Annotated in this window: 23 protein-coding genes and 1 tRNA gene; 14 read left to right on the forward strand and 10 right to left on the reverse strand. The window is 58.7% G+C overall.

What is annotated here, in order from left to right; genetic code table 11:
• The first annotated feature begins 63 nt into the window (after positions 1-63).
• Positions 64-137 (forward strand) — tRNA-Gly (locus tag OZ656_RS00570).
• Between the two features lie 122 nt (positions 138-259).
• Here OZ656_RS00570 and OZ656_RS00575 read toward each other — a convergent pair.
• The gene (locus tag OZ656_RS00575) at positions 260-1,168 is read right to left on the reverse strand and encodes a LysR family transcriptional regulator (protein WP_278351368.1); all 909 of its coding nucleotides are present in this window, start codon (positions 1,166-1,168) and stop codon (positions 260-262) included.
• Positions 1,169-1,333: 165 nt separating this feature from the next.
• Between OZ656_RS00575 and OZ656_RS00580 the strand changes: the two genes are divergently transcribed.
• The gene (locus tag OZ656_RS00580; RefSeq protein ID WP_153739739.1) at positions 1,334-1,777 is read left to right on the forward strand and encodes a DoxX family protein; all 444 of its coding nucleotides are present in this window, start codon (positions 1,334-1,336) and stop codon (positions 1,775-1,777) included.
• A gap of 15 nt (positions 1,778-1,792) precedes the next feature.
• Positions 1,793-2,593: a class III extradiol ring-cleavage dioxygenase gene (locus OZ656_RS00585; RefSeq protein WP_278351367.1), complete on the forward strand. Its 801-nt coding sequence runs from the start codon at positions 1,793-1,795 to the stop codon at positions 2,591-2,593.
• Between the two features lies 1 nt (position 2,594).
• Here the strand turns inward: OZ656_RS00585 and OZ656_RS00590 are convergent, their stop codons facing one another.
• The gene (locus tag OZ656_RS00590; protein WP_014420117.1) at positions 2,595-3,905 is read right to left on the reverse strand and encodes an NAD(P)/FAD-dependent oxidoreductase; all 1,311 of its coding nucleotides are present in this window, start codon (positions 3,903-3,905) and stop codon (positions 2,595-2,597) included.
• Between the two features lie 248 nt (positions 3,906-4,153).
• On the opposite strand from OZ656_RS00590, the gene OZ656_RS00595 reads away from it, so the two are divergent.
• Positions 4,154-4,780, forward strand: a complete 627-nt coding sequence (locus OZ656_RS00595) for a YbhB/YbcL family Raf kinase inhibitor-like protein (RefSeq protein WP_121208084.1) — start codon at positions 4,154-4,156, stop codon at positions 4,778-4,780.
• A 133-nt stretch (positions 4,781-4,913) separates the two neighbouring features.
• Positions 4,914-5,765: a UDP-2,3-diacylglucosamine diphosphatase gene (locus tag OZ656_RS00600; protein WP_206854141.1), complete on the forward strand. Its 852-nt coding sequence runs from the start codon at positions 4,914-4,916 to the stop codon at positions 5,763-5,765.
• Between the two features lies 1 nt (position 5,766).
• On the opposite strand, the gene OZ656_RS00605 is transcribed toward OZ656_RS00600, so the two are convergent.
• The 3 genes from OZ656_RS00605 to OZ656_RS00615 form a co-directional block, all read right to left on the reverse strand.
• Positions 5,767-6,375: a TetR/AcrR family transcriptional regulator gene (locus tag OZ656_RS00605; RefSeq protein WP_273030848.1), complete on the reverse strand. Its 609-nt coding sequence runs from the start codon at positions 6,373-6,375 to the stop codon at positions 5,767-5,769.
• Positions 6,376-6,469: 94 nt separating this feature from the next.
• Positions 6,470-6,730: a zf-HC2 domain-containing protein gene (locus OZ656_RS00610; protein WP_228224465.1), complete on the reverse strand. Its 261-nt coding sequence runs from the start codon at positions 6,728-6,730 to the stop codon at positions 6,470-6,472.
• Positions 6,724-7,341, reverse strand: coding sequence for an RNA polymerase sigma factor (locus tag OZ656_RS00615; protein ID WP_273030847.1), 618 nt, complete (start codon positions 7,339-7,341; stop codon positions 6,724-6,726). The genes OZ656_RS00610 and OZ656_RS00615 overlap by 7 nt, the downstream gene beginning before the upstream one ends.
• Before the next feature lie 249 nt (positions 7,342-7,590).
• Here OZ656_RS00615 and OZ656_RS00620 point away from each other — a divergent pair, with 249 nt between their 5' ends.
• From OZ656_RS00620 to OZ656_RS00655, 8 genes are all read left to right on the forward strand, one after another.
• Positions 7,591-9,801, forward strand: a complete 2,211-nt coding sequence (locus tag OZ656_RS00620; RefSeq protein ID WP_278351366.1) for an FAD-dependent oxidoreductase — start codon at positions 7,591-7,593, stop codon at positions 9,799-9,801.
• The gene (locus tag OZ656_RS00625) at positions 9,767-10,738 is read left to right on the forward strand and encodes a radical SAM protein (RefSeq protein WP_278351365.1); all 972 of its coding nucleotides are present in this window, start codon (positions 9,767-9,769) and stop codon (positions 10,736-10,738) included. Before OZ656_RS00620 ends, OZ656_RS00625 begins: the two co-directional genes overlap by 35 nt.
• A 31-nt stretch (positions 10,739-10,769) precedes the next feature.
• The gene (locus OZ656_RS00630) at positions 10,770-12,173 is read left to right on the forward strand and encodes a sodium:solute symporter (protein WP_278351364.1); all 1,404 of its coding nucleotides are present in this window, start codon (positions 10,770-10,772) and stop codon (positions 12,171-12,173) included.
• 21 nt (positions 12,174-12,194) lie between these two features.
• The gene (locus OZ656_RS00635) at positions 12,195-13,151 is read left to right on the forward strand and encodes a hypothetical protein (protein WP_278351363.1); all 957 of its coding nucleotides are present in this window, start codon (positions 12,195-12,197) and stop codon (positions 13,149-13,151) included.
• A 149-nt stretch (positions 13,152-13,300) separates the two neighbouring features.
• Positions 13,301-13,816 (forward strand): diaminobutyrate acetyltransferase, encoded by a 516-nt coding sequence (ectA, locus tag OZ656_RS00640; RefSeq protein ID WP_153739748.1) that lies wholly within the window; start codon positions 13,301-13,303, stop codon positions 13,814-13,816.
• A 181-nt stretch (positions 13,817-13,997) separates the two neighbouring features.
• Positions 13,998-15,266, forward strand: coding sequence for a diaminobutyrate--2-oxoglutarate transaminase (ectB, locus tag OZ656_RS00645; protein WP_014420132.1), 1,269 nt, complete (start codon positions 13,998-14,000; stop codon positions 15,264-15,266).
• A 50-nt stretch (positions 15,267-15,316) separates the two neighbouring features.
• A complete protein-coding gene (locus OZ656_RS00650; RefSeq protein ID WP_023007837.1) occupies positions 15,317-16,774 on the forward strand; it encodes an aspartate kinase in 1,458 nt (485 codons plus the stop codon).
• A gap of 240 nt (positions 16,775-17,014) precedes the next feature.
• Entirely contained in the window at positions 17,015-18,007 is a 993-nt protein-coding gene (locus OZ656_RS00655; RefSeq protein WP_114434377.1) for an RNA polymerase sigma factor RpoD/SigA, read from the forward strand.
• 1 nt (position 18,008) lies between these two features.
• Here OZ656_RS00655 and OZ656_RS00660 read toward each other — a convergent pair whose 3' ends face one another.
• From OZ656_RS00660 to pdxH, 5 genes are read right to left on the reverse strand one after another with little or no spacing between them, the layout of a single operon-like run.
• Positions 18,009-18,464: a DUF3429 domain-containing protein gene (locus OZ656_RS00660; RefSeq protein WP_011783731.1), complete on the reverse strand. Its 456-nt coding sequence runs from the start codon at positions 18,462-18,464 to the stop codon at positions 18,009-18,011.
• Positions 18,461-18,766 (reverse strand): DUF6482 family protein, encoded by a 306-nt coding sequence (locus tag OZ656_RS00665; RefSeq protein WP_023011984.1) that lies wholly within the window; start codon positions 18,764-18,766, stop codon positions 18,461-18,463. Before OZ656_RS00665 ends, OZ656_RS00660 begins: the two co-directional genes overlap by 4 nt.
• A gap of 57 nt (positions 18,767-18,823) precedes the next feature.
• Positions 18,824-19,408, reverse strand: a complete 585-nt coding sequence (locus OZ656_RS00670; RefSeq protein ID WP_206854126.1) for a DNA-3-methyladenine glycosylase I — start codon at positions 19,406-19,408, stop codon at positions 18,824-18,826.
• 10 nt (positions 19,409-19,418) lie between these two features.
• Positions 19,419-20,183 carry a 4'-phosphopantetheinyl transferase superfamily protein gene (locus tag OZ656_RS00675; RefSeq protein ID WP_278351362.1) on the reverse strand — a complete coding sequence of 255 codons (765 nt, stop codon included), beginning with the start codon at positions 20,181-20,183 and terminating at the stop codon, positions 19,419-19,421.
• Positions 20,152-20,787 carry a pyridoxamine 5'-phosphate oxidase gene (gene pdxH, locus OZ656_RS00680; protein WP_153739752.1) on the reverse strand — a complete coding sequence of 212 codons (636 nt, stop codon included), beginning with the start codon at positions 20,785-20,787 and terminating at the stop codon, positions 20,152-20,154. Before pdxH ends, OZ656_RS00675 begins: the two co-directional genes overlap by 32 nt.
• Before the next feature lie 178 nt (positions 20,788-20,965).
• Here pdxH and OZ656_RS00685 point away from each other — a divergent pair, with 178 nt between their 5' ends.
• The gene (locus OZ656_RS00685) at positions 20,966-23,818 is read left to right on the forward strand and encodes a DUF748 domain-containing protein (protein ID WP_286714168.1); all 2,853 of its coding nucleotides are present in this window, start codon (positions 20,966-20,968) and stop codon (positions 23,816-23,818) included.
• Positions 23,819-23,824: the final 6 nt, after the last annotated feature.

Raw genomic sequence — 23,824 nt, forward strand, 5'->3', positions numbered from 1 at the left:
GACCAAAGGGGCTTGCCCGAACGCAGGGCCCGGGCTTATATTGCTGTGGCAATCATTATGCAGGCGGGCGTAGCTCAATGGTAGAGCAGAGGCTTCCCAAGCCTACGACGTGGGTTCGATTCCCATCGCCCGCTCCAGGTTGATCCCCGCAAATATCTCAGAATCTCCTTAAATATCCGCTTTCCAACAACTTGAAAATGTCCAATGACGTTGTGCTCGGTGTATATCCGCGCGTCTTTTGATTGACGGTGCATTGCAGCTACTCAAACCTGTCCCAATAGGGCGGATCACCAAAATAGCCGTCGATGAAGTCGATGAAGCTGCGGACCTTGCTTGCCAGTAACTGGCGGTGAGCGTAGACGGCGTATAGCCCCAGCGGCTCCGGTTCATGTTCCGGCAGGACGATCATTAACTTGCCTTCCTGAATGGCGGGGCCCGCGATAAAGGTCGGTTGCAGGGCAATCCCGGCCCCGGCAATGGCTGCCTCGACAAGCACGTCGCCGTTGTTGCTGACCATTCCCTGCAGGTTGTCACTGCGGTTGTCCTGGAGCCACTTCTGCGGGGGATGGTTGGAATCCGGGTCCATGTAGCTGTAGCGCAGGTACTGATGGTCCCGGAGGTCTTCCGGTTTGCCGGGGGTGCCGTATCGTGCCAGATAAGCTGGAGAGGCACACAGCACCAGCCGCACCGGCGCCACCCGCTTGGCGATCAGGGAAGAGCTTTGCAGGCGGCCGATGCGCAGCGCGATGTCGAAGCCTTCCTCGACTATGTCGACCTTCCGGTCATTGAGTTGCAGGTCAATACCCACGGCGGGGTGCATTCGCTGGAACTCGGTCAGCAGGGCCGGCATGTGGCGAATGGCGAAAGAAACCGGGGCACTGATGCGCAGCAGGCCCTGGGCCTCGGTTTGCAGGTCGCCGAGCTGATTTTCCAGATCATCAATATCGCTGAGCACCTGCTGGGCCCGCGGGTAATATTGCCTGCCTGCTTCGGTCAGGTGGAGCCTGCGCGTGGTGCGGTTCAGCAACCGAACGCCCAGGTGCGTCTCCAGCTGAGACACGTATTTGCTGACCAGTTGTGGCGAGGTGTCCAGGCGGTCAGCGGCTCGGGTGAAGCTGCCTTCGTTGACCACTGTCGCGAAGGTGCGCATGGCTTCAATACGATCCATGGCGGTGTCCTGATCTGAGTTGTGCTGATGATTATCAATAAAATGACGATAATATAGCAACAAGAGTCATCTTAGTCTTTGAGATTGGTGATAGTAAAGTGAGCCCATAGCCTGAAGCCAGGGCTTCGGGATAAACCAATCAGAGAAAGACTTAAGGTGACGAATATGAACGCTCAATTCACAAAGGCATTACTCCAATCCAATGGTGGCTTTGCCGCACTGGTACTGAGGGTTCCGGTGGGGCTGATCCTGGCCGCTCATGGTGCCCAGAAACTGTTCGGCTGGTTTGGCGGATACGGGCTGGAAGGTACCGGACAATGGCTGGCCAGTATTGGCCTGGAGCCTGGCTACCTGATGGCCTTGCTGGCAGGTGGTGCCGAATTCTTTGGCGGTCTGGCACTGGTGCTCGGGCTACTGACACGTCCGGCGGCGGTGGTTGCGGCTTTTACCATGTTGGTGGCCATTTTCGCGGTGCATATCGGTAATGGCTTGTTTATGGCCAATAATGGTTACGAGTATGCACTCACGCTGTTTGCCGCCACCGTCGCTCTGGCGATTCAGGGCGCAGGCCGGTTCGCTGTCGATAATCTGTTGCATAAAGAAAGCTGAACCGGGGAGAACGCCATGAGCAAAGCGACCGATGTACTGTTTGTTTCCCACGGTGGCGGCCCCATGCCGCTGCTGGGAGATCCCGGGCACCAGGACATGGTGGACCGGTTAACAGAGCTAGCGGCTGACCTGCGCAAACCCTCTGCGATACTGGTAATCAGCGCCCACTGGGAGGAGGCGATCCCGACAATTACCTCAGGTACTACGCCGTCGCTGATTTACGATTATTACGGTTTTCCTTCGGAAGCCTACAAGATCGAATACCCCTGCCCGGGTGAGCCGGTGTTGGCGCAGCAGGTCGCCCAGGCGCTGGATCAGGCTGGCATCCAGCCCCGTCTGGATGACCAGCGGGGCCTGGATCACGGCGCGTTTGTACCGCTTAAACTGATGTATCCGGACGCAACGATTCCCTGCATTCAGCTTTCGCTGGTCAACACTCTGGACGCCAGTACGCACCTTGCGATTGGCCGGGCATTGCAGGCACTGGATTACGATAACCTGCTGGTGCTTGGCTCCGGCTTCTCGTTCCACAACATGCGGGCCTTCTTTGCTGCACAGACACCGGAAATCCAGGCCCGTAACCTGGCCTTTGAGGACTGGCTGGAACAGACCTGCGGCGACAGCTCCCTGTCGGAGCCGGAGCGGGCGAAGCGCCTGGCAGATTGGGAGCAAGCGCCCCATGCCCGGTTCTGTCACCCCCGGGAAGAGCACCTGCTGCCCTTGCACGTGTGCTATGGCCTCGCCAACAAAGCCAGCGACCGGCACATTGCCGCAACCATCCTCGGGAAACAGTCCGGGATGTTTTACTGGGGCTGAATCAGTGCAGCTTCAACCGTGGCTGCATGGCCCGACTGATCTTGTCCATCAGCCAGATCACGCCGGTTCGCAGGAAACCGTGCAAGGCCACCTGGTGCATCCGGTATAGCGACACGTAGAACAGCCTGGCCACTTTCCCTTCGATATACATACTGCGGCCGGACAGGTTACCCATCAGGTTGCCGACGGTGGTGTATTTGCTGAAGTTGATCAGTGAGCCATGGTCGTTGTACACGAAGGGAACGGCTTCTTTTCCTTCCAGCCGGTTGCAGAGGGTTTTGAACAGGGCATCGGCCTGCTGGTGTGCGGCCTGGGCACGTGGTGGCACCGGCCGGTCGGATTCCGGCTGCGGGCAGGCGGCGCAGTCACCAAACGCGAAGATATCCGCATCTTTGGTGGTTTTCAGGGTCTGTTCCACCAGCAGCTGATTGCCGCGATTGGTCTCCAGGCCGTCCAGTTCCGCCAGGAACGGCGGTGCTTTGATGCCAGCGGCCCAGATGGTCATTTCCGAGGGCAGTTCAGTGCCGTCCTTCATGATCAGACTGTTCTCGCGCACCTCGCTTACAGGTTGTCCGGTCAATACCTTGACCTTCTGGCGTTCCAGTTCCCGGGTGGCTGCGGCGGAAAGGCGCCCGGGCAGCGCAGGCAATATGCGGTCGGCCGCCTCGATCACGCTGATGGAAACATCGGAAGATTTGAGGTGGTTCATGCCGTAGATGGGCAATTCGCGGGATGCCAGTCTCAGTTCGGCGGCCAGTTCCACGCCCGTGGCTCCGGCACCAATGATGCTGATGTTCAGGGCATGGGGCTGGCCCTGAAGGGCTTCGTGGTTTTTGCGCAGGAAGGCATTGAGCATCAGGTTATGAAAGCGGCGAGCCTGCTTCAGACTGTCCAGGAACAGGCAGTGGTCCTGTGCGCCGGGGGTGCCGAAGTCGTTCGCGGTGCTGCCAACAGCAATCACCAAGGTGTCGTAATGAAGGCGCCGTTCCGGCACTACTTCTTGGCCTTCTTCATCCCGGAACGGGGCAATCACGATCGCTTTATTGGTCCGGTCCAGACCGCTCATGCGGCCGAGCTGAAACTCGTAATGGTGCTTGCGGGCGTGGGCGCGGTAATTGATTTCGTTGGCGCTGGCGTCCAGCGAGCCGGAGGCCACTTCATGCAGCAGGGGTTTCCAAACATGGGTAAGACCGGCGTCGACCAGGGAAATACGGGCTTTGCCTTTTTTGCCAAGCTTGTTGCCCAGACTGGTGACCAGTTCCAGACCGCCGGCTCCGCCGCCGACCACGACTATGTGATGAAGGTTTTCCATAACGTTTCAGACCTTTAAGTGATGAGAGCCAAACGCTCTCGGATGAAAGCGCTTGGCTGTCGTCACTGGCCTGAATGTCTATGATTAGGGAGCTAATACAGGGGCGTATACTACCGCCGATGTTGGAGCGAGACAATTGAGCCCAAGTACCTATTGGCTCCATCGTTAGTATTGTCGGGCTGGACACAGAGCCGTTGGCGCTGCTACAAACTTCTCATCCACTTGAAGAACAGACAGGAGAAAGCGACGTGAAACTGCAGGTTCGAGGTGTTGAGGAAGGCCAGCCGGTACCGGAAAAGTTTGCCTTCGGTGTGTTCAGTGAGCAGGACCACATGAGCTTTGGTCCCAACCGGAATCCGGAGCTGGTCTGGGATGGTGCACCGGAGGGCACCAAAAGCTTTGTGGTAATGATGTTTGACCCGGATGTGCCCAGCGTCGCCGACGACGTCAATCAGGAAGGCAAGACCGTGCCGGCCGACCTGCCACGCGTCGATTTCTTCCATTGGCTGCTGGTGGATATTCCCGCTGGCACAAAGCGGATCCCGGAAGGTGAAGACAGCGACGGTGTCAGTCCCAAGGGCAAGGATTATGGACCTGGTCCGATTGGTGTCCGTGGTGTGAACAATTACACCCAGTTTCTGGCCGGCAATCCGGACATGGCCGGCACCTATGCCGGTTATGACGGCCCCTGCCCGCCCTGGAATGATGAAATCATCCATCACTACCACTTTGAAGTGCATGCTCTGGATGTGGACACCCTGGGCCTGGAGGGTGAATTTGACGGCAACGACGTGCGTCAGGCCATGGCCGGACATGTGCTGGCCAGTGCCCGGGTAACCGGCACCTACACGCTTAATCCTGCCCTTCGCCAGTAGTTGCAGCCAGCGGAGCCGGCCACATCGGCTCCGCTTTCATCAAATTGTCTTGGTGCTGTCACCCCGGTGTCACCGGGTGTTGCCAAGGTGATGTCAGGATCCTGAAAGCAGGCCTGTTCTCACCGGAGGCACCATGCGACAGTATCGAAGCGTATTCATATCCGACGTCCATCTGGGTACCGCCGATTGCCAGGCGGACTATCTGCTGGATTTCCTGAATAACATTCAGTGCCAGACACTTTACCTGGTAGGCGACATCGTCGACCTGATTGCCATGCAGCGACGGGCTCATTTCCCAGACAGCCACCGACAGGTTATCCACAAGCTGCTGGGGCTGGCCGCAACGGGAACCCGGGTGGTGTACATCCCGGGCAATCACGATGAATTTTTCCGGCGTTTCTGTGGCCAGACGTTTTCCGGCATCGAATTGCAGTACAAGGCCGTGCATACCACCGCCGACGACCGTCAGTTTCTGGTCTGCCATGGCGACCAGTTTGACCAGGTGGTGCGCTGCAGCCCTTTGATGCTGCTGGTCGGAGACCGCGCCCATGGGTTGTTGCTGCGTCTGAACCGCTGGTTCAACGCCCTGCGGCGATTACAGGGCAAGCCCTACTGGTCGCTGGCGGCCTGGATCAAAAGCCGGATTGGCAAGGCCAGAACCTTTATCCGCCGTTTCGAGTTGGCAGCGCTGACCGCGGCGGAAAAAGGCCACTATCACGGTTTTATCTGCGGCCATATCCACTCGGCGGGCTTCCTGCGCAGCGAAGAGGGTCTCTACTGTAACGATGGCGACTGGGTGGAACACTGCACCGCACTGGTGGAGCGGGAAAACGGTCGGCTGGAACTGTTGCACTGGTCCGAATCGCCTGTGACCCTGAGTCAGGAACCGGAGACGCCGAACCCGGAGCTGGCCGGTGACGCCCGGCCCGTGATTGATGCGTTACCGGCGGCGTTTCTGGAGCAAATCAACGGTCCCGCCCGGTGATTCAGTTCCGGACCCGATAGGGCTCCAGGATAGCGGCCATATCCTGACCCAACTGTTCGAGTTCGGTCCGAGATAGCTCCCGTTCGGCGATGGAACGAAGCCCCATGATCTGACTTTGATACAGTCTGGCCAGGCGTCGGCAATCTGTGTCGGGCGCCAGCTCGCCCTGCTTTCTGGCGGCTTCCAGTAACTCGGTAAAGGCATTTTCAATGGCGGTCAGTAAGGCCTTTGCCTCTTGATGGAGCGCGGTGTTGGTGTTGCTGGATTCAAGCAGCGTTTTCACAATCAGGCAGGCCCGCGCCGGGGTGCTGCTGTCTGGCTCTGAACAGCTCCTGGCGATCTTGACCAGAAAAGCCTGCAGGCCATCCAGCACGTTGTTGTAGCCGGCCATGTGGCAGGCAAGATCTTCGCCTGCCTGGTGCGCATACCTTGCCAGCGCTTCCGAAAACAGCCCGTCTTTACTGCCGAATGTTGCGTAGATGCTGCCCGGGCGCATGTCCAGAGCCCGCTCAATCTGCTTCATGGAGCTGCCATGGTAGCCCTTGTGCCAGAACAGGCCGACCGCGCTGGCAAGGGCAGTTTCCCGATCATAGCTTGGAGGTCTGGGCATCTGTTTCCCCGCTGGGTCTTTCAATGAATATTCGGGCAATCATAACGTGAGTGTTCGCTCAAAAATAGCTGCGATTGAATTGCAGGGTGGGCTGTCAGTCGCCATCTACATCTTTGCCTCTTCGGGCGTTCAAGGCTTCGGCTACCCGTTCATCAATCTTGCGCAGAAACGCTTCCTCGGTTCGTGCCGAGGCGTGGGCACCCAGCAACTCATTGCTGGCGCGCAGGTTACCGATAAAGGTTCGGCAGTGTTTGCACATCATCAAATGTGTTTTCACCGACAGATTCCGCCGGGTGTCCAACTCGCCGTCGATGTAGTCACTGGCGATCCTGGCCAGCTCGCTGCATTTCAGCATTCGCCGGTCTCCTGGAAGGTTTCTACCATCAGAAAGATCTTCTGCCTGGCACGATGTAACAACACCCGAAGATTGGACGCGCTGACCCCGAGAATGTTACAGAGGTCGTCTGATTTGTGCTGGTGCGCCTCGTAGAGAATCAGGGCGGATCGTTGGGTTTCCGGCAACGCAGAGAGATGTTTGTCCAGGCACTGGTTAAGGGCGCCATTTTCCATCAGCGTATCGGCAGATTCATGAAACTTCAGCCTGGGGGGTAATTGCCAGTGGCCTCTGGCGTTGAAGCGTTCCGCCAGATCAGGCTCAAGGCCGTCTGAGTCGTCGAGAGGGACTTCCCGTTTGCTTGCCCGCAGCCGATTCTTGCAACGGTTGGCGACAATGCGGTGCAACCAGGTTTTTAGCCCCGAACGGCCCTCAAATTTCTGAATGGCATCGATGACGGCGACCCAGCAGTCCTGCACGACGTCTTCGGCGGCCGCCTCATCAAGGTAAAACCTGGCGACCGCGAGCATACCGGGCGTGAAGCTGCGCACAGCTTCCTGAAAGGCGAGGTTGTCTCCGTCACGCAGCCCGCATACTAGCGCCTGCTCGTGTGGAGGGGCTGTGTGAGTCATGGTTATTCTCTTTCGTGAGCGGTTGTTCAAGAATAGCGGCAAGGCGCCCGATGTGTCGAGAAGTTTCCCTGACTGTATGCACTAACAACTTGTGACTGAATTGTTAAACAATCGTGTGTATTTGATGACATCTGGCAGGGCACGATGACGTAAAACCCAATAGGCATGTTTAAAAGGTGGGCGAGGTGTAACAGGTGTAGAGTTGATGTGTCTCAAAGGTAAACGACAAGTGTTTAAAGGGTTTCTTTCATGACATTGAAAAAGTGGATTCTTGTTTTCGCCATTGCGATTGTTGTGATCGGCTTTATCGCAGCTGGCGGAAATGAACTTCTGACACTGGAAAACCTGAAGAGACATCAGCAGAGTCTTGGCGACTGGATTGATTCGAATCTACTGATTGCGCTTTCCGCTTTTGTGGTGGTTTATGTACTGGTTACCGCATTGTCTTTGCCGGGGGCAACGGTCATGACTCTGGCAGGAGGGGCTTTCTTCGGAAACCTGTACGGATTTGCTGCGGTGTCTTTAGCCTCGACCGTTGGAGCCTCTTTGGCGTTCCTGGCTGCTCGTTTCCTGGTGCGGGATTCGTTGCGTAAACGTTACGGAGACACAGTGGCGAAAATGGACCGTGGCATCGAAAAAGATGGTGCCTTCTACTTGGCCACCCTGAGGCTTGTACCGGTGTTCCCTTTTTTCCTGATCAACCTGGCCATGGGCCTGACCGCCATGAAGCTGCGCACCTATGCCGTGGTGAGCTGGGTTGCCATGTTGCCTGGCACGTTTGTTTACGTAAACGCCGGCACCCAGTTGGGGCAGATTCAGTCCACCGGCGACATTGTCTCGGCTGACCTGCTGCTGTCCTTTGCATTGTTGGGTCTCTTTCCCTTGATTGCCAAGTTTGTGGTGGGCTTCATCCGCCGCCGCAAGGTGTATGCCGGCTGGCAGAAACCCGCGCATTTCGACTACAACCTGCTGGTCATTGGCGGTGGTTCCGCCGGTCTGGTCTCTGCCTATATAGCGGCGGCGGTGAAAGCGAAGGTTGCCCTGATAGAAAAGCACAAGATGGGCGGCGATTGCCTCAATACCGGCTGCGTGCCCTCCAAAGCCCTGATTCGCAGCGCCAGGGCCGCGGATACGCTGCGCCATGCCAATCGGTACGGGCTGGAATCGGTGCCGGTCAAAGGCTCGTTCAAAAACATCATGAACCGCGTCAGGGAGGTGATTGCGAAAGTTGAGCCCCACGATTCTCCCGAGCGTTACCGAAAACTGGGTGTGGACTGCATTACTGGTGAAGCCAGCTTTGTGTCGCCCTGGGAACTGGAAGTAAGGCACAACGATGGCCGCACCGAGCGCCTCACCGCCCGCAGCATCGTCGTGGCCACCGGTGGCAAGCCGGCGGTACCTTCAATTCCTGGTCTGGAAGACATGGAGCCGCTGACCTCGGACAACCTGTGGCAACTGGAAGAACAGCCTGACCGTCTGCTGGTGCTCGGCGGTGGCCCGATTGGCTCGGAACTGGCCCATGCGTTTGCGCGGCTGGGTAGTCAGGTGACGCAGGTGGAAATGGGTGAGCGCCTGCTGGCGAAAGAGGATGCCGATGTCTCTGAACTGGTGTTGAAACAGTTTCGGGCAGACGGCGTGGACGTTCGGTTGAAACATTCTGCCGCCGAGTTTCGTATAGAGGAAGGAGAGAAGGTTGCCTACTGTAAGCATGAAGGTGAGCGGGTACGCATTCCTTTCGATCAGGTTCTCGTGGCGGTTGGCCGCGCAGCCAACACCGCCGGCCTGAATCTGGAGCGTATTGGTGTGGAAACCCTGCCAAACGGAACGGTACCGGTGGAAGAGGACATGAGCCTGAGGTACCCGAATGTGTTTGCCTGTGGCGATGTGGCCGGCCCGTACCAGTTCACTCACGCTGCGGCCCACCAGGCCTGGTACGCGGCCGTTAACGGACTGTTCGGGCAGTTCAGGCGCTTCAAGGTGGATTATCGGGTAATGCCCTGGGTCACCTTTACCTCGCCGGAAGTGGCCAGGGTTGGGTTGAGTGAGATTGAGGCTAAGGAAAAGGGTGTGGCCTACGAGGTCACTCGTTACGGCCTGGATGACCTGGACCGGGCCATTGCCGAAAGCGAGGACCATGGCTTTATCAAGGTGCTGACAGCGCCGGGCAAAGACAAGATTCTTGGCGCTGTGGTGGTGGGCACGCACGCCGGGGAAATCCTGGCCGAGTTCACCCTGGCCATGAAACACGGTCTGGGCCTGAACAAGATCCTGGGCACCATTCACCCCTACCCGACCTGGAACGAGTCGGCCAAGTACGCGGCCGGTGAATGGAAGCGCTCTCATGCCCCTGAAGGCATTCTGAAGCTGCTGGAGAAGCTCCATGGCTGGCGCCGTGGGAAAAAGACGAATACACCAAGGAGCCACTATGCCCCTGACCAAAACCCGACCGGCCCGCGCTAAACGCATTCCGGCCGTGGAAGTTCTGGAACCCCGGGCCCGTGATAGCTGGACCCACACCCGCAACGGTGATCCCCGGGGATACATTGATGCCAACAGGCTAAAAGAGCTGTGGATACACACCGGTACCGCCTGCAACCTGGCCTGCCCTTTTTGCCTGGAGGGTTCCCAACCCGGTGATGGCCGCATCCCGGGCATGAAGCTCATTGACGTGAAACCGTTTATCCACGAAGCCATTGACATGGGCGTGGAGCAGTTTTCCTTCACCGGTGGTGAGCCCTTCGTGATCCGGGATTTCGTCAATATCCTGGACTACGCGAGCCAGTACCGCCCCTGCTTTGTGCTCACCAACGCCACTGAGCCGCTGCACAGGCGCCAGCATCAGGTGCTGCCCTTATTGGATAACCCCTATCCGATCCACTTCCGGGTAAGCCTGGATTTTCCCGACCGCGCCCGGCATGACAAGGACCGCGGCGAGGGCAGCTTTGATGAGGCCTTGCAGGGCATCCGCTGGCTGATCGAACAGGGTTTCAAGGTATCCATTGCCCGCCAGACCGATCCGAAGGAAATTCCGGCTGATATCGAAGCCGCGTTCCGTGGAATCTTCCGGGAATGGGGCATTCCGGAGGGCCTGGCGTTCACCGCGTTTCCGGACCTGGGCACGCCTGGTTCGGAAGATGGCAGCCCGGAGATTACCGAGACCTGCATGGAGAAGTATCCGACGAAGGAATCCCGGTCGCACTTTATGTGCACCTATACGCGGATGCTGGTGAAGAAGGGCGAACAGGTGCGGGTGTATGCCTGCACGCTGGTGGACGATGATCCGCAGTATGACCTTGGCGGCACGCTGGCGGAGAGTATGGACGAGCGGATCATGCTGCGGCATCACCGGTGTTTCTCGTGCTACCGCTTTGGGGCGAGTTGTTCGGCGCCTGCGTAGATCCGTTAAACCGTAAACCAGGAACAAGACAATGAATTTTACCGAAGTATCCCTGTTCTGGGGATTCCTGCTGGTCTACGGCGTGGTTATGTATGCGCTGTCGCCCAAGAGCAAGAACGCAAACTCTTTTTACAAGGGCGCTGATGATCAGGGCAACCCGGTGGGTCAGTGGTCGCTGACGGCGAGTATTTTTATCAGCTGGATCTTTGCCAAGTCGGTGACTAATGCGGCGAATCTGGGGGCGGCTTATGGTGTGGTGGGCGGTCTGGCTTATGCCAGTTACTGGCTGTCCATCCCGGTGGCAGGCTATGTGATTTACCTGATCCGGACCCAGACCGGGGCCCGGAGTCTGCAGGATTTTCTGACCTCGCGTTTCGGGCGGCTGGCCAGTCTGGCGTTTGCCGCGGCGGTTCTTATCCGGCTCTATAACGAGGTCTGGAGTAACACCGCGGTGGTGGGCGGTTACTTCGGGTTGCCCGGTGAGTGGGAGTATTACGCGGCGGCGATGCTGTTTACGGTGTTTACCCTGGCTTACAGTCTGAAGGGCGGTCTCCGGTCCTCGATCTTCACCGATGTGATTCAGGCCTTCGTGTTTGTGTTCTTTGTGGGGGCGGTATTGTTCCTGATCATCCCTGCCAACGACACCAGCGCCCTGTTGACTAATGGTGAGTTCCGGCTCAATGCTGGTTTCGACTTGCTGTTGGTGGCTCTGTTGCAACTGTTCAGTTATCCATTCCACGATCCGGTGCTGACTGACCGGGGCTTTGTGAACAAGGAAAAGACCATGCTCAAGAGCTTTGTGGTCGCCGGATTGTTGGGCTTTGTGGCGGTGTTTATTTTCAGTCTGGTGGGCGTTCACGCCCGGCTTAACGGCATTGAGGCCATGGGTAACGCGCCCGCAGCAGTGGGCCAGTCCCTGGGGCTGGCGGCGTTGTTCTTCATGAGCGTGGTGATGATGACCTCGGCCGGTTCTACTCTCGATTCCACCTTTACCTCGCTGGCCAAGTCCCTTGCGGTGGATCTGCCTCGCCTGGCGCGGCGTGCGTCGGACAAGCTGCCGAGCATGAAGGTGGGGGCCGTGGTGATGGTGATTTTTGCCTTCCTGGGTAACCTGCCCATGTTCGCCGGCACTGACATCCTCAAGGCGACGACCATCTCGGGCACTATGGTCATGGGGCTGGCGCCGGTTTTTCTTTTCTATGGCTTTACCCAGTGGTCGCCCTGGAGCTTCCATCTCAGCTTCTGGGCCGGGCTCGGTCTTGGTGTTCTGTTGGCGGTGGGCCTCATCCCATCAAGCTGGGCGATTGGTGACGGCGCCTATGCGATGTTGCTGGGTGTGAATGCCTACGGTTTCCTGATCTGTACGGCGTGTTTCTTTCTGCCCTTGCTGTTAAAGCGTTTGGCTGGAAAGCCGGTGGCCGCCGAAGGTGCCTGACCAGAACGGAGGGGCCAGATCATGGCTGATAAGGAAGGGCGCAGCTGCCCGCTGGCATACCGCTACAAGCCAGAGTCTCTTTGCAGAGAGCCGGCGCATGTTTCTGAGGATGTGCTGTACATCGTCGGTGGTCTTTACGGCAATGCCTTCGCCCTTGATGAAATCGAGGCCATGGTGCGCGCAGAGGAGCGCCACGGCCACCGGGTGAAGCTGGTCTTCAATGGCGATTTCAACTGGTTTAACGCTGACGACACTTTGTTCCGGGAGATCAACAGCCGGATCCTGGACCACACAGCGATTCTCGGCAACGTGGATTATGAGCTCTCGATTCCCAACGCCGGCGCCGGCTGTGGCTGCGCGTACCCGGAGTATGTGGATCAGGGAGTGGTGGAGCGGTCCAATCAGATGATGGGGCGGCTGCAGGTGGTGGCGGACCGACACCCCGATATTCAAAAGAAACTCTCATTATTGCCACGATACCGTTGCCTGATATTTGGAGGCCTAAAGGTTTTGGTCTTGCATGGTGATCCGGAGTCTCTGGCCGGGTGGGGGCTGGCTCACGAATCCATTGCCTCGGGCAGCGAGGAAAAGCTGGCGTACTGGTTTCGCGCCACCGGTGCCAACCTGATTGCCTGCACCCATACCTGTCTGCCGGTGATCTGGTCCGGTAAAGTGGATGAAAAACAACGGATCGTGGCCAATAACGGTGCGGCCGGCATGGGTAATCTGCGTGCCGACTCCCGGGGGCTCGTTACCCGCATTGGCTTTACAAGCCCTTTTATGGAGCCGTTGGCGGCAATTGCGCGGCCCGGTCTGCATGTTTCCCTGATGCCGGTGGCTTACGATATCGATGCCTGGCTGGCTCAGTTTGACAGGCTGTGGCCCGAAGGATCTCCTGCCGCTGTGTCCTATCGAAGACGCCTGACTGACGGCACCCATCTTGTGCCGGAGGGCATCATTTTTCCGTCTTTCCGGTAACCAATTTGTCACTGGCAAATGCTTCAATCCGGTCTATTCTGAAACGATCGGGCCCGGGCCGTGTTGAGTGGCTGGCCGGGGTCGACTTGAAATATATTTTGTGGTCTATATAATTCAACACTAACTTTTGGCAGCGAATTGATCACGTTATGACATCAGAAGGATCGAATACCACCGCCATCACCCTGCGTAAACCGACAAAGGATGATGGCTACAGGCTTCACCAGCTGGTTGCGGAATGCCCCCCGCTGGACCCCAACTCGATTTACTGCAACCTGTTGCAGTGCAGCCACTTTGCCGAGACCGGCGTGGCCGCGGAGAAGGAAGGCGATCTGGTCGGCTTTATCTCCGGATACATCCCTCCCCAACAGCCCGAGACCGTGTTTGTCTGGCAGGTGGCGGTTCACGAGAAAGGTCGTGGACAGGGCCTCGCCAAGCGGATGCTGAAGGAAATCGTTGGCCGGGACGCGTGCAGCAACGTCACGCACCTGGAAACCACGATTACCGAAGACAACGAGGCCTCGTGGGCGCTGTTCCGCTCTTTCGCCCGTGATCTGGGAGCCGAGCTCACCTACCACGAGCATTTCGAGAAAGATACCCATTTTGGCGGCAAGCACGATTCCGAATTTCTGCTGCGCATCGGGCCTTTCACGAACCCTGTCTGAGAGCCTGTGTTCACGCCTTCAGGCGTGAACCACTGACGAGATTGTAGTAGCCGGCAGGCCGCCCGGGGTGGGCCTGCCATTCGGCTTAAAGCAACGCTCGGCGGGTCTGTTGCGACCGACACGTTTTACCGACAGGCTCCCGCGCATTTACCTCGAACCTGACATGCTAAGAGGCAAGACAATGGAAATTTTCAAGTCTACTGAATCTGAAGTTCGCGTTTATTCCCGTGCTTTTCCGGTGATTTTCAACCGCGCCAAGAACGCGCATCTGTACACCGAAGATGGCAAGGAGTACCTGGACTTTCTGGCCGGTGCCGGTTCCCTGAACTACGGCCACAATAACGACATCCTGAAGAAAGCGCTGCTTGAGTACATTGAAGCGGACGGCGTGAGCCAGGGCCTGGACCTGTTCACCACCGCCAAGCACGACTTCATGGAATCGTACAAAAAGCACATCCTCGATCCCCGTGGTCTGGACTACAAGATGCAGTTCACCGGTCCCACCGGTACCAACTGTGTGGAAGCGGCCATGAAGCTGGCCCGTAAGGTGAAAGGCCGTACCAACATCATTTCCTTCACCAACGGTTTTCACGGTGTCACTACCGGTGCGGTAGCAGCCACTGGTAACGAGCATCACCGTGGTGGCGTAGGTATTCCCCTGGGGCATGTCGACTTCATGTTCTACGACGGCTACCTGGGCGAAGACGTTGATACCCTGGCTATCATGGACAAGGTGCTGTCAGACAGCTCTTCCGGCGTTGAGCTGCCGGCTGCCGTCATTGTTGAAGCCGTACAGGGCGAGGGTGGTCTGAACGCCGCCCGTGCCGAGTGGCTCAAAGGCCTGTCCGAGCTGTGCCAGAAGCACGATATTCTGCTGATTGTGGATGATATCCAGGCGGGCAACGGCCGTACCGGCGAGTTCTTCAGCTTTGAGTTCGCCGGCATCAAGCCGGACATTGTGACCGTGTCCAAGTCCCTGAGCGGCTATGGTCTGCCGATGGCACTGGTGCTGTTCAAGCCGGAACTGGACGTGTGGGAATCCGGTGAGCACAACGGTACCTTCCGTGGTAACAACATGGCGTTTGTCACTGCGCGTGCGGCCATTGAAACCTACTGGAAGGACGACACCTTTGCCAACGAAGTGAAGGCCAAGACCAAGGTGCTGGGTGATGCCCTGCAGGCCATCTGCGACAAGTACCCGGGTGAGTTCAAGATGAAAGGCCGGGGCCTGATGCGCGGCATCGAGGCCAAGCATGCAGATCTGACCGGCCCGATCACCAAGCGTGCCTTTGAGCACGGCCTGATCATCGAGACCAGTGGTCCGAACGATGAGGTGATCAAGTGCCTGATGCCGCTGACCACCAGCGAAGACGATCTGCGCCTGGGTGTGAAAATCCTGGCCGAGAGTGTCGATGAGATCATGCAGGAAGGTGTTAGCGAGGCGTCGTAAGACGCCCGCCATCCCACACTTACATTCCGCAGGATAGCAAAGGCAACGACATGACAACGGCACAACATACCGTCGAGAAAATCGGCGGTACTTCCATGAGTAACTATGAGGCCGTGCGCGACAATATCATTATTGGTAAGCGCAAGAAGAGCGACCTCTACCAGCGGATTTTTGTGGTCTCTGCCTACGGTGGCGTGACCAATGAACTGCTGGAGCACAAGAAAACCGGCGAGCCGGGGGTCTATGCCCTGTTTGCCGATGCCGAATCCGACTGGGCTTGGGGCGACGACCTTACCAAGCTGATTCAACTGCTGACGGACATCAACGGTGAGCTGTTTGCCGATCCGATGCTCAAGCAGCAGGCGGACCAGTTCATTACTGATCGCATTGAGGGGGTCCGGGGCTGCCTGATCGACCTGCAGCGCCTGTGTTCCTACGGCCAGTTCCAGCTTGAAGAGCACCTGCTTACCGTGCGGGAGATGCTGGCGGGGATTGGCGAGGCCCACAGTGCTTTCAATACCGCCCTGAAGCTGCAGCAGGAAGGTATTAACGCCCGCTTTGTCGATCTCACCGGCTGGCGCGACAGTGAATTGCTGCCGCTGGATGAAAAGCTCAAGCAGGCCTTCGATGCCATCGACCTGAGCCGGGAACTGCCAATTGTGACCGGTTATGCCCAGTGCAAGGAAGGTCTGATGCGTACCTTCGACCGTGGCTACAGTGAGATGACGTTCAGCCGCACGGCGGTAATCACCAACGCCCGGGAAGCGATCATCCATAAGGAATACCATCTGAGCTCTGCCGATCCGAACATTGTTGGCGAAGACAAGGTGGTTCCGTTAGGGCGTACCAACTACGACGTAGCCGACCAGTTGGCCAACCTGGGGATGGAAGCGATTCACCCCCGTGCGGGTAAAGGTCTGCGCCAGAACGAGATTCCGCTGCGGGTGATGAACACCTTCGAGCCGGAGCACACTGGTACGCTGATCACTGGTGACTACGTCAGTGAAAAACCCCAGGTGGAGATCGTGGCAGGTGCCAAAGGCGTATTTGCCATTGAGGTGTTCGACCAGGACATGCAGGGCGAGCCGGGTTCCGACCGCCGTATCCTGGATGTACTGAGCCGTTTCAAAGTGCGGTTCATGTCCAAGGACACCAATGCCAATACCATTACCCACTACGTGGATACCACGCTCAAGCACGTGAAGCGGGTGGTCAAGGCACTGGAGGAAGAGTTCCCCAATGCCGAAATCAGTACACGCAAAGTGGCCCTGGTGTCTGCCATTGGCAGTGATATGAAGGTGCCGGGCATTCTTGCCCGTTCGGTAAAATCACTGGCTGACAAGGACATCAGCGTGCTGGCGATCCACCAGTGCATGCGCCAGGTGGATATCCAGTTCGTGGTTGATGAAGACAAATACGACCAGGCGATTGTGGCCCTGCACGGGGCGCTGATTGAACCCCATAACCACGAATATGCCATCGTGGCGGCATCAACCACCGCGGGCTAGGAATTACCCACAGGCGGAACCGGTCGCTTCGTCTGTGGGTAATGGAGGAGTCTTGCCTCCAGATCGGGCGCCCGGTCGGCCGTCTCACAACCTGTGAGGTTTCATGGCCGGGCGTGACCGATCCCTCCCCCGCTCATCCTCATTTCTGTATTCCTGTATTTCGGTTTTCCCCTCGCTGCCGGGGAATCCATGCCTGCCTGATCTGCGTATTCTCAATAAATATCAAATGGGTACCGAGCCATGCAGATACAGAGCCGGCCGGGACCGCTTCCGACGCTGCCCAACGATGGTGAAAGGGATTCCCTGGTCGGGTTGTATTTCAGGGATGCGTCCCGACATGACCTCCTCAGCGAAACCGATGAACGGCGTCTGGCCAGAAAGCTGATCCGGTCGCTACGGGTGATTCACACCGAACTGGCATTACCCGAGGACACCCCACAAACCCTGCGGGATGTGATGGGCAGCCTCGGTGATGCCTGTGCTTTTTCGGCCCGCTGTCGCCGGGCTTACCACCTTGCCCTGGCCTGCCGTCACCGCCTGATTCAGAGCAATCTGAGGCTGGCGGTACATATCGCCCGCCGCTACGGCCATCATGGCATTGCCATGTCGGACCTGATCCAGGACGCCAACGTCGGGCTGATCAAGGCCGTAGAGCGCTACGACCCCGGCAAGGGTTTCCGGTTTTCCACCTACGCTTACTGGTGGATCAGCGAGGAAGTGCGCCGCTGCCTGCAGCGGGGTGTGCGTGTGGTGCATACGCCGGAAAACGTGGTTGAGGAGATCCGCCAGTTGCAGAAGGTATCCATGCGTTTGCATCAATCCCTCGGCCGGGAGCCCACCCAGTCCGAGCTGGCCCGGGAAATGGAGGCCACACCCTCCAGGATTGGCGAACTGAGAGCCCTGGCGGCCCGGGAAGTTTCAACGGATGTACCACTGGTCGAAGATGGATCGGTGACCCTGGCCGACAGTCTTGATGCGGGTGCCGATACCCGCCCGGATCAACCGTTTCGGGCGCGGGACCGGATGATTCGGCTGGAGCGCATGATGGGGGCGTTGTCGGACCGGGAGCGGGATATTCTGACCCGGCGTTACGGGCTTGGCTTGATTGAACCGGAGACCCTGCAAACGATTTCGGAACAGCTGGGTCTCAGCCGGGAGCGTGTGCGACAGATCGAGAAAGGCGCTCTGCGAAAACTGCAGACCCTGTTTGGGACCGATCCTGACGGTGCCTGAATCAGGCACCGTGCAGCAGGAAGAACCAGCCGGCCACCGTTAGCTGGCAAGCCAGTACCACGGTGGTCAGCACCAATCGCATCTTCAGATACCAGGCCGGCCAGTAGCTTCGCATCCAGCGGGCGTCTACCAGATACAGCAACAGGAACGCGACGATGTAGAGCGGGATTTTCTGCGGCGTCTGCAGCAACAGTCCGATACCGGCGGCAACGAAGAACAACTGGCTCAGCAGCATGGTCACCAGGGGCGATTGCGGGTAGGAGCGGTTTTCCAGCTGCATGGCAATGGTCCAGTAGATTCCGCCCATAAAAGCGAGAATACCGGCACTGTAGATATAGAACCACGCCAGAATGGCAACGCTGTTGGCTGGCATCAGAAACAGGCCAGCGGTGCCTAGAATGAATGGAATCAGGCCGGCAATGCCGACGAGAACCGCGAGGCGAGCAACTGAAATCACGACTTCTGCCTCTGTACCTGTATCCGCATGGGTTCAATGTCTGCCGGCGCCATCCCGACCATTTCATGGTACGCGGAGGGATGCACCACCTGGGTTTCGCGAATGGTGTAGCTGGAGAGGGTGTCCTGAATCTGCCAGGCGCTGCGGAACAGCCGGGTCTGCCCTTTATGGTCCGACAGTACCTTCATGCCTCCAGGGCCATGCAGACGAGCCATGTACTGTTGGCCCTCCAGAGAGAGGATCTCCAGAAGGTCGATCACCGGTTGTTCCAGGTTTTTGAGTTCGTCGAGGGTAATGCGCACCGTGAAGCTCCCGAAATGATGTGTCAGGGGAACTTACGATCAACCGGCCCGGTAAGATCATTGTGCCAGTTGCCGGCACTCCGTGTGGGCATGGCAGGACACCAGATGATCATTGACCATGCCGGTGGCCTGCATGAAGGCGTAGACGATGGTGGGGCCCACAAAATTAAAGCCTGCTTTCTTCAGGGCCTTGGACATGGCTTCAGATTCCGGCGTGGTGACGGGGACCTCGGCCAGTGTCTGCCACCGATTCTGTATCGGCCGGCCGTCGACGAATTGCCAGAGAAACTCCGAAAACGAGATGCCCTGATCCCGCAGAGCGAGGAACCCCCGGGCATTGCGGATGATGGAATGGACTTTCAGACGATTCCGGATAATGCCCGGGTCTGCCATCAGGCGGGCGATATCGTCCTCATCAAAGCGGACAATCTGCTCCGGGTCAAAGCCGGCGTAGGCCTGGCGGTAGCTTTCCTGCTTGCGAAGGATGGTAATCCAGCTCAAACCGGCTTGCTGTCCGTCCAGGCAGAGCTTTTCGAACAGCGCCTGGTCGTCATATTCCGGGCGCCCCCAGACGGTATCGTGGTAGTGCACGTACAGTGGGTCGGTGCCGCACCAGGGGCAGCGGCCGGTCGTCTGGGGCATGGTGGCCTCGCTAGGGTCGGGCTCTGATCAGCCGGTGAAACAGTGGCTCCCAGGTAAGGTCGAGGCTGGGAGCCGGCTCCAGATTGTAGTCATCCGGCGGTGGTTCCAGCAAGGTGATCTCCGGCCAGGGGCTGGCGTTGTCCGGGTGGCCATCGCAGGGATAAACCAGGGTGACCAGAAAGCCCTCGGCATACAGACAACTGGTCTGCCAGTGTCGGTCTGGCTGGTCCCCGTACAGCTCGAAATTCTTCCGTACTTCCAGGGTTTGCAGATTGCCGGCAATGCCCCGCCCGGTCGCTTTAAGCCAGGCTTCTTTCAGGGTCCAGACCTTAAGGAAGCTGAACGCATTGTTCGCCCTCAGCAGCCATTCCTGCTCAACGGGCGTGAACCAGCGTGTCGTCACTCTGGCCCAGTCTGGCCGGCGCTGGCTCGGTTCAAGATCAATCCCCAGAGCCGCCCGACCCGTGGCGCACGCTGCCAGCCCCTGGCTGTGGCTCAGCGACAGGTGCCAGCCTTGCGGGCTGGCCGAGGCAACGGGGCGTCCCGGTACCGGGTGACAGCATGTTGGAGCCTCCCCACTGGCGCGGGCCAGAGCCTGACGAATCAGCCATCGACTGGTCAGATATTCCTGGCGTCTGGGCCCTTCCAGACGCGCGAGGGCTTTGCCTTCATCGGCGGTCATCCAGGCCGGGGCCTGGGACAGGTTCCGGTTGATCTGGTGGCACAGCCAGATCGCCGGCCGGTCAGGGTTGCAGTCGTTGGATTGTCCAGCCATCGCCTTCTCTCACGTACTCAAATCGATCGTGAAGCCGGCTCGGCCTTCCCTGCCAGAATTCGATTCGCTCCGGAACCACCCGGTACCCGCCCCAGAAACTGGGAAGCGGAATTTCTCCGGAACTGAATTTGCGCTTCATCTCCGCGACTTTTTGCTCCAGCAGGCCTCGGGACGTAATGACCTGACTCTGCTCTGAAACCCAGGCGCCAATCTGGCTGCCCCTGGGCCGGGACGAAAAGTAGCGCAGGGATTCCGCCTTGCTGACCTTTTCGACCGCACCCTGAATACGCACCTGCCGGTTCAGGCCAATCCACGGGAACAGCAGGGCGGCCCGGGGATTCTCCTGAAGCTCCTGAGCCTTGCGACTGCCGTAATTGGTGTAAAACACGAATCCCTGGTTGTCGAAATACTTCAGCAGCACGGTTCTGAGATCGGGCATGCCATCGGCACCGGTGGTGGCCAGTGACATGGCATTGGGCTCCAGAATGCCCGCCGTTCTGGCATCCTCGAACCAGGTCTGGAACTGCTGCACCGGATCTTCGTTCAGGTGTTCCCGGTCCAGCCCTTCGCTTTCGAAATCCCGACGCATATCGCCGATATCCATACTGCTCGTCTCCGTTGATCAACACAGGGAGTCATACGTCAGCGGAGCATATCGGGTTCGGTGGCCGCTGTCAGGTTTCGTGTCTGGTCTGGTGAATTCGCTGACAAACACCGTACACGGGCGCTATGCTTGCACCATGGCCGGCTACGGTGCCGTGGGCAGATAAAGGGAGAGACTTGTGGCAGAGAAAGAGGCGGAGAATAACCAGGTAGCAAGCCGCCGGGTGGTGAGTCGCCGGAAGAGCCATCTGGTCAGGAACCTGCTGATCGCATTGGGAATGTTGCTGGGCCTGTATGCCCTGGCAGGCTTCCTGGCTCTGCCCTGGTGGCTGGAGCGGTCGCTGCCGGAACAGCTGGACCAGCGCATGGGCTGGCAGGCTGAGGTGGAGCGCGTCCGGTTCAACCCGTTTTCCTTCAGCCTGGAAGCAGACGCCTTTTCTGCAAAGGATGCAGATGGGGAGCCGGTGACGGCGTTTGACCACCTGCGGGTCAATCTCAGTTTCCTCAATTTGCTCCGCGGTATCATCGGGTTTGAAGAAATCCGTCTGGTGGAGCCGGACGTTCGCCTGGATTTGCTGCAGGACTACGACATCAATTATGCCCGGGACTGGCGCAGTGCCAATCCCGAGGGTGAGGACGCGACCCAGACTAAAACCGCCGAGAAGGGTAATCCGCCCAGGCTGTATTTCCAACAGGTGACCATTGACGGCGGTGAACTGCTGTTCCGCGACTTCTCCCAGGGCGGCGACCCTGCCGAGTTCCGGGTTGCGCCGCTGGATCTGACCCTGAACGACCTGGCCACCTGGCCCCGGGAAGGCAGCGACAGCCAGTATTCTGTGATGGCCGCACTGGGTGAGCAGGTGATTGAATGGGATGGGGAATTAAGCGTTACCCCGCTGTACTCCGCCGGGCGGCTCCGGCTTTCCGGGCTTCGCCATGATACTCTCGCCCACTTCCTGGCTCCCTATCTGCCGTGGCAGCTGCGCGATGGCACCGTGACCCTGGAATCCCGCTATGAACTGGCCGGTGGCGATCGCTTTGAACTGATCACTTCCGATGGCAATCTCACCATCCAGCAACTGGCGCTGGCGCTGTCGGCTGCAGATGACCAGCCTGCCCTGGCCACCGAGACCATTGCCGTTCAGGGCATTGGCTTCGATCTGACGGCCCGGGAGGCCACCGTTGGCATGGTGTCGATCGAGCAACCGTCGCTGGCTGCGTCCCGGAATGCCGAGGGTGAGGTGGATTGGCAGGCATCTCTGGCAACTGCCGGAACCGATCAATCCGAAACCTCGGAGCCGGCGTCTGATTTGGGCGAGCCATTCCGCTGGTCGGTCCAGGGTGTCGAGTTGTCTGGTGGCCAGGTGCGCTGGCGGGATCAGGTGCCGGAAACAGACGCGGACATTGCCGTGAATAATCTGGCCGTTACCATGGGTGGTCTCTCGCACCGCCTGGATGAACCGGTTTCCTACGATGTCTCCGCGGAACTCGGCACCGGTGGCCGGGTGACCGCCATTGGCCAGCTGACTCCGGCGCCGTTTACCTTTGAGGGCGCCTTGTCCGGCAGCGACATCCTGTTGCCCGTTATCCAACCCTATGTTGCCGATGCCGCAAACCTGGAGCTGGTGGACGGGCGCCTGGGTTTCGATGGCAATCTGGACCTGGACGCCCAGGATGAACCCCTGACCGGCACCTTCAGCGGCACCGCAGAAATTGCTGGGCTAGCCACGAGGCTACCGGGCAATGGCGGGGAGCTGGTGTCCTGGGAGTTGCTGCGCCTGGCGCCGGTGGAGTTCAACCTTAATCCCGCCCGCCTGGAGATCGGTACCGTGACCCTGAACAGCCCGGCGGTTAATGTCATCCGGGCCGCCGACGGCCTGCATAATCTGCAGCAGATTATTCAGAATGGCGGGGCCTCCGAGGCAGAAGCCAGCGCAACGGAGCCGTCGGAAGGCTCGGAGGCAGGCTTTATTTTCCGCATTGGCGAACTGGTGGTGGAGCAAGGTTCCATGGCCTACACCGACCGCACGCTGGAGCCGCCCTTCAGTACTGCGTTCCAGGAACTCACGGGGTCGGTGACCGGCATCAGCAATGTCCCTCCGCAACAGGGTCGGGTGGCGATCAGCGGCCAGCTGGCCGGTGTGGCACCGGTTCGTTTTGACGGAACCCTGGGCGCTCTGGGCACCGAAGAGCCCAGCAACCTGAAACTCACCATGAAAGACATGGCGTTGCCGGTCCTGTCACCCTATTTTGGCCGCTATCTGGGGTATTCGGTGGACAGCGGCAAACTGGAACTGGCGCTGGACTACCAGATAACCGGTACCCGGCTTGAGGCTTCCAACGAAGTGGTACTGGACCGGATGCAACTGGGCTCTGCGGTGGCCAGCGAACAGGCCATTAACGCCCCGGTCAAGCTGGGTCTGGCTCTGCTCACAGATCGTGACGGCGTGATCGAAGTTAATCTGCCCATTCAGGGTGATATGTCAGACCCGGAATTCAGCGTTGGCCAGATTGTCATGCGGGCGTTCGTGAACCTGTTGGTGAAAGCGGCTGCCTCACCGTTCAGTATGCTGGGCTCGCTGGCAGAAATGGCGGGCTTCAGCAGCGAAGAGCTGGGCCAGGTCAGCTTTGTCCCCGGCAGTGTGCAACTGGCGGATAACGAGGCCGAGAAACTGTCCGCGCTGGCCCAGGCGTTAAGAGAACGTCCGGAGCTTCTGCTCAACATCCGTGGTGCCGTCGCCCCTGAGGCTGATGCCCTGGCGTTGCTGAAAGCTCAGATGCAGGCCCGTGGCGAGACCGTCACCGGTGAAGCCTGGGAGCAGGCGCAGCAGGCCTGGCGTGATGGCGAGCGAAGCCTGCCCCCGGAAGCGCTCGGGCGTCTGGCCTCGGAGCGAGGGGTAACGGTTCGTCAGGTGCTGACGGCGACGCACGAGGTGTCGGACAGCCAGCTATTCCTGCTGGATCCGGCCCGTGATGCGCCGGTTGATGACCAGGGCAACGTGACGGTCCGGTTTACCCTGGACGTTCGTTGAAGCGGA

This window comes from Marinobacter sp. LM1 (assembly GCF_042763285.1).
GTDB classification, from domain to species: Bacteria; Pseudomonadota; Gammaproteobacteria; order Pseudomonadales; family Oleiphilaceae; genus Marinobacter; species Marinobacter nauticus.